At 54.5% G+C, this 1,570-nt stretch carries 1 rRNA gene; it reads right to left on the bottom strand.

What is annotated here, in order from left to right:
* Positions 1-16: 16 nt before the first annotated feature.
* Positions 17-1,566 (bottom strand): 16S ribosomal RNA (locus F7731_RS26215).
* Between the last annotated feature and the right edge of the window lie 4 nt (positions 1,567-1,570).

The following is a 1,570-nucleotide window of genomic DNA, read 5'->3' as shown; positions in this document are numbered from 1 at the left end:
CTTCATGTATCCTTAGAAAGGAGGTGATCCAGCCGCACCTTCCGATACGGCTACCTTGTTACGACTTCACCCCAATCATCTGTCCCACCTTAGGCGGCTGGCTCCTTACGGTTACCCCACCGACTTCGGGTGTTACAAACTCTCGTGGTGTGACGGGCGGTGTGTACAAGGCCCGGGAACGTATTCACCGCGGCATGCTGATCCGCGATTACTAGCGATTCCGGCTTCATGCAGGCGAGTTGCAGCCTGCAATCCGAACTGAGAATGGTTTTATGGGATTGGCTAAACCTCGCGGTCTTGCAGCCCTTTGTACCATCCATTGTAGCACGTGTGTAGCCCAGGTCATAAGGGGCATGATGATTTGACGTCATCCCCACCTTCCTCCGGTTTGTCACCGGCAGTCACCTTAGAGTGCCCAACTGAATGCTGGCAACTAAGATCAAGGGTTGCGCTCGTTGCGGGACTTAACCCAACATCTCACGACACGAGCTGACGACAACCATGCACCACCTGTCACTCTGTCCCCCGAAGGGGAAAGTCCTATCTCTAGGAGTGTCAGAGGATGTCAAGACCTGGTAAGGTTCTTCGCGTTGCTTCGAATTAAACCACATGCTCCACCGCTTGTGCGGGCCCCCGTCAATTCCTTTGAGTTTCAGCCTTGCGGCCGTACTCCCCAGGCGGAGTGCTTAATGCGTTAGCTGCAGCACTAAAGGGCGGAAACCCTCTAACACTTAGCACTCATCGTTTACGGCGTGGACTACCAGGGTATCTAATCCTGTTCGCTCCCCACGCTTTCGCGCCTCAGCGTCAGTTACAGACCAGAGAGTCGCCTTCGCCACTGGTGTTCCTCCACATCTCTACGCATTTCACCGCTACACGTGGAATTCCACTCTCCTCTTCTGCACTCAAGTTCCCCAGTTTCCAATGACCCTCCACGGTTGAGCCGTGGGCTTTCACATCAGACTTAAGGAACCGCCTGCGCGCGCTTTACGCCCAATAATTCCGGACAACGCTTGCCACCTACGTATTACCGCGGCTGCTGGCACGTAGTTAGCCGTGGCTTTCTGGTTAGGTACCGTCAAGGTACCGGCAGTTACTCCGGTACTTGTTCTTCCCTAACAACAGAGTTTTACGATCCGAAAACCTTCATCACTCACGCGGCGTTGCTCCGTCAGACTTTCGTCCATTGCGGAAGATTCCCTACTGCTGCCTCCCGTAGGAGTCTGGGCCGTGTCTCAGTCCCAGTGTGGCCGATCACCCTCTCAGGTCGGCTACGCATCGTTGCCTTGGTGAGCCGTTACCTCACCAACTAGCTAATGCGCCGCGGGCCCATCTGTAAGTGATAGCCGAAACCATCTTTCAGCTTTCCTGCATGAGCAGAAAAGAATTATCCGGTATTAGCTCCGGTTTCCCGAAGTTATCCCAGTCTTACAGGCAGGTTGCCCACGTGTTACTCACCCGTCCGCCGCTAACTTTTGGGAGCAAGCTCCCGCAAGTTCGCTCGACTTGCATGTATTAGGCACGCCGCCAGCGTTCGTCCTGAGCCAGGATCAAACTCTCCAATAAATTG

This window comes from Cytobacillus depressus (assembly GCF_008923245.1).
Lineage (GTDB): Bacteria > Bacillota > Bacilli > Bacillales > Cytobacillaceae > Cytobacillus > Cytobacillus depressus.
The sequence above is the reverse complement of the archived record's forward strand: the minus strand, read 5'-3'. Positions and strand labels throughout refer to the sequence as shown.